The 8,706-nt window shown below is 56.5% G+C and carries 7 protein-coding genes and 1 pseudogene; 6 read left to right on the top strand and 2 right to left on the bottom strand.

Features of this window, described 5'->3' with window-relative positions; translation table 11 throughout:
• Nucleotides 1-115: 115 nt before the first annotated feature.
• Entirely contained in the window at nucleotides 116-367 is a 252-nt protein-coding gene (locus RMSM_RS09565; protein ID WP_040765004.1) for a hypothetical protein, read from the bottom strand.
• A gap of 315 nt (nucleotides 368-682) precedes the next feature.
• Between RMSM_RS09565 and aroH the strand changes: the two genes are divergently transcribed.
• The 5 genes from aroH to lpdA all read left to right on the top strand — a co-directional run bounded on the left by aroH (nucleotide 683) and on the right by lpdA (nucleotide 6,848).
• On the top strand, nucleotides 683-1,111 hold the full coding sequence (gene aroH / locus RMSM_RS09570; RefSeq protein WP_040764999.1) for a chorismate mutase: 429 nt from the start codon (nucleotides 683-685) through the stop codon (nucleotides 1,109-1,111).
• A gap of 9 nt (nucleotides 1,112-1,120) precedes the next feature.
• Nucleotides 1,121-2,101: a hypothetical protein gene (locus RMSM_RS09575; RefSeq protein WP_144057523.1), complete on the top strand. Its 981-nt coding sequence runs from the start codon at nucleotides 1,121-1,123 to the stop codon at nucleotides 2,099-2,101.
• Between the two features lie 328 nt (nucleotides 2,102-2,429).
• On the top strand, nucleotides 2,430-4,250 hold the full coding sequence (locus RMSM_RS09580) for a sigma 54-interacting transcriptional regulator (RefSeq protein ID WP_236622069.1): 1,821 nt from the start codon (nucleotides 2,430-2,432) through the stop codon (nucleotides 4,248-4,250).
• 314 nt (nucleotides 4,251-4,564) lie between these two features.
• Complete coding sequence (gene rpsD, locus RMSM_RS09585; RefSeq protein ID WP_040765001.1) at nucleotides 4,565-5,173, top strand: 30S ribosomal protein S4; 609 nt, start codon at nucleotides 4,565-4,567, stop codon at nucleotides 5,171-5,173.
• 229 nt (nucleotides 5,174-5,402) lie between these two features.
• Nucleotides 5,403-6,848, top strand: coding sequence for a dihydrolipoyl dehydrogenase (gene lpdA / locus RMSM_RS09590; RefSeq protein WP_040765003.1), 1,446 nt, complete (start codon nucleotides 5,403-5,405; stop codon nucleotides 6,846-6,848).
• Between the two features lie 44 nt (nucleotides 6,849-6,892).
• Here lpdA and RMSM_RS09595 read toward each other — a convergent pair whose 3' ends face one another.
• The gene (locus RMSM_RS09595; RefSeq protein ID WP_008694762.1) at nucleotides 6,893-7,765 is read right to left on the bottom strand and encodes a WecB/TagA/CpsF family glycosyltransferase; all 873 of its coding nucleotides are present in this window, start codon (nucleotides 7,763-7,765) and stop codon (nucleotides 6,893-6,895) included.
• A 271-nt stretch (nucleotides 7,766-8,036) separates the two neighbouring features.
• Between RMSM_RS09595 and RMSM_RS09600 the strand changes: the two are divergent.
• Nucleotides 8,037-8,706, top strand: a pseudogene (locus tag RMSM_RS09600) (hypothetical protein); the annotation flags it as partial.

The following is an 8,706-nucleotide window of genomic DNA, read 5'->3' on the forward strand; positions in this document are numbered from 1 at the left end:
CCCTAAGCCGGACGTTCTCTGACGCGTGAGCGGCTCACTGAATCAACAAGCCGCTAGCGAGAAATTCCGGCGAATTCCACTACCTCGACCCCAAGGCTTTAAAGGTGTCGAAATCCTAAACGTATTTTTCGAGCAGTTTGGCAAGTTGCTCGGGATTGTCGTCTTCTTGCAATTTAGCAATCTGGTCCTCTTTTAAGCCAATTTTTGCCAGATGGCTGGTCAGCCGCTTCCACACCTGAGCTCGCTTTTTGCCTTCGCTGAGGTACAACTCCGTGACCGCTTCTTGAGCCTTTTGCAGCCCGATCGAATCGCGATTTTCGTAGTAATTCTTGATTATCTTTTCTTGGTGCCGAGTGCGTTCGGTCATTGTCACTCCGTAGTGAAGGATGGCTGAAAATGTTGCGACGAGGAAACTTCCGTTTTCCGTCCGATTTTGACTGCGGGCCGTGCGGATTTGCCGCAGATGCGATTGCCGCATACGCATTTGCCAGCGACGGGCAAATCGCGATTCTGAACTGTACCCTGTTATCGGTCATGGGCCAGTTATTCTATAGTAGCGGTGATCCGAGGCCGGGCTAGCGTCGTGTTTGCCCATGATCGATCGCGGCTCTGCACGCCGAGAGCTGTGTGCACAGGCGATTGCCCGTCTATTTTTGTTTTTTATTAAAGAGACCTTCTAGCGATGACAGTTTGCCGTGGTGTGCGAGGTGCGACCAGCGTTGAGAAAGATGATCGTGATCAAATTCTCACCGCGACTCGTCAATTACTTGCGTTGATGATCCGTCAGAACGAGATCGAATCGGCGGACGTTGCGAGCGCTTTCTTTACGGTCACCAGCGACTTGACGGCCGAGTTTCCCGCCTTGGCCGCCCGCCAACTCGGGTGGCTCGAAGTACCGCTGTTGTGTGGTTACGAGGTATCGGTCGAAGGCTCGCTGCCGCGCTGTATCCGCGTCATGCTGCACTGGAACACCGACAAGCCTCAATCCGAAATCCACCACGTTTACCTGCACGAAGCCAAGCGATTGCGCCCCGATCTCTCCAAATATCCGCCGGTGGATTTTGAGGAACTGGAGTGCTGGATTCAGGATCATTTGAGCGCCGAAGGCTAGGAGTTGACGTTGGCTTCATCACCACGGATTCGTTGGAAACCGGACACCGCCCTTTCGACGATTCACGCTGCCTATACGGTTGCGGTGGGGGCTAACTGTACCGACGAAAAACTCGAGCAGGCACTTGTACCCTACGCCACGCAGGTCAACGAGCGTTTGCTCTCGTCGTCGATCGATATGCGTAGCTTTTGGAGTCGATTGGTTCGCGAATCGATTGGTTGCGACGAAACTCGGGCGGCTTGCGAAACGGCGCTGGTCGCCTCGGGATGCAGCGAATTGCAAGTCGACCAGACGACTCGCGGGATTGTGCGACAATTGGATGAATGCCGAATTGTGGTCAATGACCGTTTTCCCCGCCTGCTCGATCAACTCGAACTTCGCTCGCGTCCGCTGCGAGAACGCTGGGACACCGTCGGCCGCGGCGTGTTGAATCAAGTCGCCAAGCAGATTTGGGGGCAGAGTCCTCCGCGAAATTGGTGGCCGACCGGCGTCGATGGCTTGTTTGTCCAACCGATCCGAGGTGGCGATGGCGGATTCGAACCCGGTTGCGACGAGGGCAAAAACGCGGCGATTTGGATCGAAGCGATGCTGACCGATGCGTTGCCTAAGGTGCCTGAGGTGGTGCGGGTGGCTTGGTTGGTCACGCGTGTGGCCATTGAGCGACATATCGCCCAAAAATCGCTGACCTCCAAACCGGGCGACAGCACGTTTGGACGCCCCGCATCGTTGACGTCGGCATGGGCATTTGCTTCGGTGCCATTGGTACTGCGGGCTGCGTCGGAGCTGGATCTGGTGGCCAGTGATGCCTTGCCGATATCTGCGGCGACCCGGTTGTGGCGTCTCAGCGATGCGGCGATCGCTGGCGATGTCGTCACACAGTGGTGGGAAAAACTCGATCGTGATCCGCAACCATTGCCAGTCGCATTGAAATCGTTGTCGCAAGCGATCGAGGAAAACAAGCTGATCTCGCATCCCGCCGAACCATTTTAAGGCCACGTCGTTTTTAAGGCTACGTCGTTCGTTTCCGCGTTCGCAGACGCCTGCTGAAACCGTCATCCGTTTTTCACAATTGGATGCCGTTGACAGAAACGGGGGCGGTTTCGTAGAGCGGATGTCCTCGACTCGCGATTCATCAGCAGGGGGATGTTTCCGATATTCCGGATTCTTTTGCTACCTCTTTGCCCACAGTGATATTACGATGTCTTAAAATGAGACGTTCAAAGGTCCGGTTGTTGCATTCGTGCTAGATGCAGTTCGGACGGCTCGAATGGTATCGAGTGTTCATGACGCCAAGAAGCGACAGATGACAGCATATTTGATGGTGCGCAGCGGGCCTCAGAAAGGCCGGCAATTTAATCTCGACCCTGAACGGCCGATGCATATCGGGCGGGGGAAGAGTTGTGAAATTATGCTGACGGACCCCGTCAGTTCGCGTTTCCATGCCGTCATCTATTTCGAGGATGGCAATTGGCATCTCCGCGACACCAGTAGCCGCAACGGGACCTTGGTCAACGACCAAAAAACCGACCATGCTCGGATGCTCAACCACCACACGGTCAAAATTGGTGCCACCGAACTCGAGTTGATCGAGCCGGAAGGGAATTCAACGGAAGAAACATCGCTGACCCAGACCATTGCGTGGGAATCGGTCAAGACCGAGCATCGCTGGACCGCCGACGAGGAAGACCCGATCGCCAAGGTTGCCGCGACCGGCTACCTGATGGATCTGTACTCATTAAGTCTGAGTTTGCTGCGTTGTGAAAGTCCCGACGAGGTGATCAACACGCTGATTGAATTGCTCCGCGATCGAACCGATGCCGACGTTGTCGGGTTGTCATTTGATTCGGGCGACGGTCGATTGAAACCGCGACGCGTTGAACCTGCCGATGCTGCTGACTTGGTGACGATCGAAAAATCGCTGTTGAAACGAATCGTCAAAGAGGGCGAAGCGGTATGGATTAATGATCCAGCGAAGGCGGATGCCAGTGAAATCCGCACCACCGGCAAAGATCAAATGTGGTCCGACATCATCTATGCTCCGATCGGCAGCGATGATACCAACGTCGGACTGTTGCAGTTGTACCGCCGCGAACCGAAGTTCAGTGAATCGCAATTCGAATTGACCGTTTCCGCCGCCCGCCTGTTGTCGATTGGGTTAAGCCAAGCGTTTGAACGTGATTCGTTGCGGGCCGATCGTCGACGGATCGCCGACCGGAACGCCGATTCCGACGAACTGGTCGGTACGAGCGCCGTGATGCAGAAGTTAAAAGAGCGGATCGATCGCGTCGGCAACGCCAGTGGCAGTGTGCTGATTCGGGGTGAAAGCGGGGTTGGAAAAGAGTTGGTGGCCCGTGCGGTGCATCGCGCAAGCCGACGATCCAAACGGCCGATGTTGACCGTCAACTGTGCCGCGATTCCTCACGATTTGATCGAAAGTCAATTGTTTGGGCATCGCAAAGGATCGTTTACCGGCGCCGATAGCGACCACATTGGTTGGTTCCAACAAGCCCATACGGGGACTTTGTTTTTGGACGAGGTGGGCGAATTGACGCTCGAAGGCCAGGCGAAATTGTTGCGAATCCTCGAAGGGCATCCATTTTTGCCTGTCGGTGCGACCGAAGAGGTGTTGGTGGATGTGCGGGTGATTGCCGCGACCAACCGCGATCTCGCCGAATTTGTCCGAGAGAAACGTTTCCGGGAAGATCTGTTTTATCGGCTCAGCGTGTTTGAGTTGCTCGTGCCGCCGCTGCGTGATCGCGGTGACGATATCGAGCTGTTGGTCGGTCACTTTCTAGAGCACTTTCGTCGCCAACATGGCCGCCCGATGCTGGCGATGAGCGACGAAGCACGAACGCGATTGTTGGAATACGCGTGGCCGGGCAATGTTCGGCAATTGCGGAACGTGATCGACAGCGCGGTGGTGATGGCCGACGATCCGGCGATCGAAGCTGACGATCTGGGACTGCGAGACGCGGGATTGAGCCGGCTGGACACCCTCCGTTTGGATGAATGGGAGCGTCGGCTGATCCGCAAGGCGCTCGAGCGTACCGGTGGCAGCGTCCCCGAAGCGGCTGCACTGTTGGGGATCAGCCGTGCGACCGCGTATCGCAAGATCACCGAATATGAGATCGACCGCTAAAACAGGAACGCGGAAATCTCGTCGCTACCGGCAGACATAGGTGATTCTGGGCTGTTTTCTCCGTTTCTAGCCCAAATCGTCCCGCTTCCTCTTGTCAAAATCGGCGCCGGAAGCGACACTTTCGGGCTTCCTCGAATTCGATGTGTGAACGCCTGGTGTCAATTGTCGACACTAGTACACGCGGGAAGGCGGTCATCGCCGTCCCCATGCGGATCGCACGCTGGCAGCAGTTCGCTTGCAGATTTTGTCTCTGAGCGGCTTCACTCCTGCCGATGTCCCCAAACCGCGTCCTGGACGCAAAAAGGCAAAGTAGTATGGCCCGATATACAGGCCCCAAAGCAAGAATCAACCGTCGCCTCGGCGCCCTTCTTTATGAAACAGCCGGTGCCGCACGTGCATTGGACCGACGTAACACCCCGCCCGGGATGCACGTTCGTGGACGTCGCCCGAGTAACTACGGGATGGCGTTGATGGAGAAGCAAAAGATCAAGCACTATTACGGTTTGGGCGAACGTCAACTTCGTCGTTACTTTGATGCGGTTGGTCGTAAATCGGGTAACACCGGTGAATTGTTGCTGTTGATGTGCGAGCGTCGTTTGGACAACGTGGTTCGCCGCGTTGGTTTCACCAAGACTCGTCCTCAAGCTCGCCAAGGCATCACGCACGGTCATTTCCGCGTCAACGGCGTGAAGGTTACCAAGCCCAGCTACCAGCTTCGCCCTGGCGATATCGTCGAAGTTCGTGGTCGTGAAAATTTGAAGAATCTTTATCGCGGTGTGATCGCCAACGCTTCGCCCGACGCGCTGGATTGGGTCACCTTCGATAGCGAAAACCTCAAGGCTACTGTGCTGGGACTGCCTGGTGCCAGCGACATTAGCTTGCCCGTGGATGCGAACAGCGTCGTCGAATTCTTGTCACGATAAGCTTTCGCGACTCTGCGTTTCCCCTTGCATACCGAGCCCCCACATTTGGGTGAAGTCCGCTTTCCTGTGGAGCCGGCTTGGTACATTGTCACAAATCAGAACCGGCAATTTAGGTTGCCGGTTCTGTTTATAATGACGTCTCCCTGAGCCGCGTAACCGAATCGCTAGGTTGCGATGGGCTGTCTTTACGAATCGTCCCTATCGCTTTTTTGAGAGGCAAACTCCTCTGATGCATAGTCCTGTTGTTGTTCTCGGTGGTGGTCCTGGTGGTTACGCAGCGGCGTTCTTGGCTGCCGACGAAGGCCTTGATGTGACGATTGTCGAAGCCGAGCCTCGTCTCGGTGGTACCTGTCTGCTTCGCGGCTGTATCCCTAGCAAGGCACTTCTGCATGTGGCCAAGGTGATCAGCGAAGTGGACGAGCTGCGTGAAGATTGGGGCGTCGTGTATGATGAAAAGCCCAAAATCGATGTCGACAAAGTGCGGGCTCGCAAAGAGAAAGTGATCTCGAATTTGACCGGCGGATTGGGCCAGCTGGCGAAACGCCGCAACGTGACCGTCATCCAAGCGCGGGGCACGTTCCTGAACTCGACCACGCTGAAACTTGAGGGCGATGACGAATCGATCCCCGAAGGTGGCGAATTGACGTTCGACCACTGCATCGTTGCGACTGGCAGCGTGCCCACCATGCCGCCCGCGTTCGACATCGGCAGCGACCGTGTGATGGATAGCACCGGTGCCCTCGCCCTAACCGATATCCCCGAAACCTTGTTGGTCGTCGGTGGCGGTTACATCGGTTTGGAAATGGGCAGCGTGTACGCTCATCTCGGCTCGAAAGTCTCGGTAGTCGAACTTGCCGAAGGCCTGTTGCCCGGCGCCGATCGTGACCTCGTCAAACCGCTTGCCAAACGCATCAACCAAATGTGCGAAGGCCGCGTGATGCTCAATACCAAGGTTGGCTCGCTCGCCGAAGATGGCGACAAAATCCAAGTCACCTTTGAAGGTCCCGCCCACTTTGGTCACGAAAAATTTGACCGCGTCCTGATCAGTATCGGGCGTCGCCCGGTGACTCGCGGGCTCGGACTGGAAAACACAAGCGTGGTCGTCAACGAGCGTGGCTTCATCGAATGTGACGCTCAACAACGGACCGCCGATCCTCATATCTTCGCGATCGGCGACGTCGCAGGCGATCCGATGCTCGCTCACAAAGCGACGCACGAAGGCCGCGTGGCAGCCGAGGTCATCGCGGGCAAACCTGCTGCGTTTGACAAGGTCGCGATTCCTGCGGTCGTCTTTACCGACCCCGAAATAGCCTGGGCCGGTTTGACCGAAGGCGAAGCCAAAGCGGCCGGACGCAAGGTCGATGTCGAAGTTTACCCGTGGGCCGCAAGCGGCCGCGCTCAAGCGTTGAACATTACCGATGGCTTGACAAAATGGTTGGTCGATCCCGAAACCCAGCGGGTGCTCGGTTGTGGCATCGTCGGTAGCGGCGCAGGTGAGTTGATCGCCGAAGCGGTGTTGGCGATCGAAATGGGATGCGAAGTGCACGACATCACCGAGAGCGTTCACCCGCACCCGACGCTCAGCGAGACGCTGATGAATGCAGGCGAAGTCCACTTCGGTACGGCGACGGAAATCTACAAGCCGAAAAAGAAGCCAGCTGCCGCAGCAAGCTAAAGCGCGGCCAGCCCGTTATCGCCAGCCCGTTATCGCTGGGCCCGTTACCTTTCGGGGCGATTGCTCCAGTCGCCCATACCCCAGCTGGTCACTAAACGCTTCCAATCCTCGATCAACGCGCCCAACAAGAAGGTCGCGTTTTTTGCATAGCGAGGGACGAGTCGTTTGGGGTCGGTGCACATCCGGTAAGCCCACTCTAACCCCATCTTCTGACAAAGGATCGGAGCTCGCTTGGCCTTTCCGGCGATGAAGTCAAAGGACGCGCCGAGTTGGATGCTAACGGGGATTCCTAGTCGTTTGTAGTTTTCGTGGATCCATTTTTCGCCTTTGGGTTGCCCGAATGCGACCAGCAGGATTGCCGCACCTGATTTCTTGATGCGTTGATCTTGTTCAGCTTGCTCACGCTCACTGAGTTTACGAAACGGAGGCGACTCGATGCCCGAAATTTTGAGCCCGGGGTACATCGCTTGCAGCTTCTTGGCGCACTGAGCCGCCACGCCCTCTTCTCCGCCCAAGAAGTAGATCCCCCAACCGTTGTCGCTACAACGTTCGGCCAGATGATAGATCATCTCGCTGCCGGCGACCCGTTCGGGGATCGGTTTTTTGGACAATCGACTACGCGAAACAATCGGTTGTCCGTCGGCTAGGATCAGGTCCGCGTTGTCGGTGATCACGCCCATTTCAGGATCACGATGGTGCAGCATACAGTAGTTCACGTTTGCGGTGATCACGTAGCTTGGAGTGCGGCGCTGAACCAAGCATTCGATCCAATCCACCGCTTCGGCAAGCGTCAGGTGATCAAACGGCACATCCCAAACCTCACTGCGAATCCGGTCCGGCAGCGGCGGAGCCGGTTGCGGCACCGTCGCAGCAGCAGCGGAATCGCTCTGCACGCTTGGATTGAGAGGTTCGTTCATTGCAGGCACAGCCACAGGAATGCCAAAGGGAGCTACTGTCGAAGTGTAATTCATTGCTCGGTTGCTTTCCGCAATTGGATGAATCAGGAAATTTCAGAGTGAGAGATTTTGTTTGGGCGGCGGAGTCACGTGACCCTGCACGTGACTCTCAACGCTACGTCACAGCGACCGGCCATTTCGCTCGGATCGCCTCAGCCCTGCTGGGAACTTTGGACCCTTTTGCGGGATTGTCCGGTTGTAGCGAATCGGCGGGTTCGTCAAAGTAACGCCCATGAATGAGCGAAAAATGATCGTGATCTCGGTCGAAGGTTTGGCTGCATCCGCGCTCGGTTGCTACGGGGCTTCGTGGAATGAAACGCCCGCGATCGACTTGATCGCTAGCCGTGGTTGCCTGTGGGATCGCGCGATCGCCGAACATGATGATGGCCTAAAGGTGCTGGCGGATTGGATTCGACCGCCCGCTTCGCACGATCCGGACCACTGGATCCCCCGCTGGAACGAATTGGGGGCGGTCGAATTGGTCACCGACGATCCCCGTTTGTCGCAACAATCGCTGGACGACGATTTTGACCAATCTTGGCTGATCGAATTGGATCCGCCGGATGCCGAGACGTTGCCAGCCGAAGAGCTCGAAGAAACGCACCTCGCCAGCCTGTTTGCGAGCCTCTTTTCTCGAATCGAGGATCCTGACCCGGCAGCCGTATGGTGGCTGCACACACAGTCGTTGGTCAAATGTTGGGATGCGCCACGATGGTTGGTGCCGCTGGATGCCGACGAATTATCCGCGGGCGAACCGAGCGAGGAATTGGATCTTTTGCCCGAAACCGATATGGAATTCGATGAAGCCGAGTGCGAAATGCCCCCTTGGGTCTTTCCTGATGTGGTGCCACCGCAAGTAACACTGACCGAACGATCGCATCCCGATCTGGCGGTGGCGTGGA

The sequence above is a fragment of the Rhodopirellula maiorica SM1 genome (genome assembly GCF_000346295.1).
In the GTDB taxonomy this organism is placed as follows: domain Bacteria; phylum Planctomycetota; class Planctomycetia; order Pirellulales; family Pirellulaceae; genus Novipirellula; species Novipirellula maiorica.

What these genes read in the sequence shown, in the direction of transcription:
- RMSM_RS09565 (WP_040765004.1), bottom strand. Translation starts at nt 367, where the DNA reads ATGACCGAACGCACTCGGCACCAAGAAAAGATAATCAAGAATTACTAC.
- rpsD (WP_040765001.1), top strand. Translation starts at nt 4,565, where the DNA reads ATGGCCCGATATACAGGCCCCAAAGCAAGAATCAACCGTCGCCTCGGC.
- RMSM_RS09580 (WP_236622069.1), top strand. Translation starts at nt 2,430, where the DNA reads ATGGTGCGCAGCGGGCCTCAGAAAGGCCGGCAATTTAATCTCGACCCT.
- lpdA (WP_040765003.1), top strand. Translation starts at nt 5,403, where the DNA reads ATGCATAGTCCTGTTGTTGTTCTCGGTGGTGGTCCTGGTGGTTACGCA.
- RMSM_RS09595 (WP_008694762.1), bottom strand. Translation starts at nt 7,765, where the DNA reads ATGAACGAACCTCTCAATCCAAGCGTGCAGAGCGATTCCGCTGCTGCT.
- aroH (WP_040764999.1), top strand. Translation starts at nt 683, where the DNA reads ATGACAGTTTGCCGTGGTGTGCGAGGTGCGACCAGCGTTGAGAAAGAT.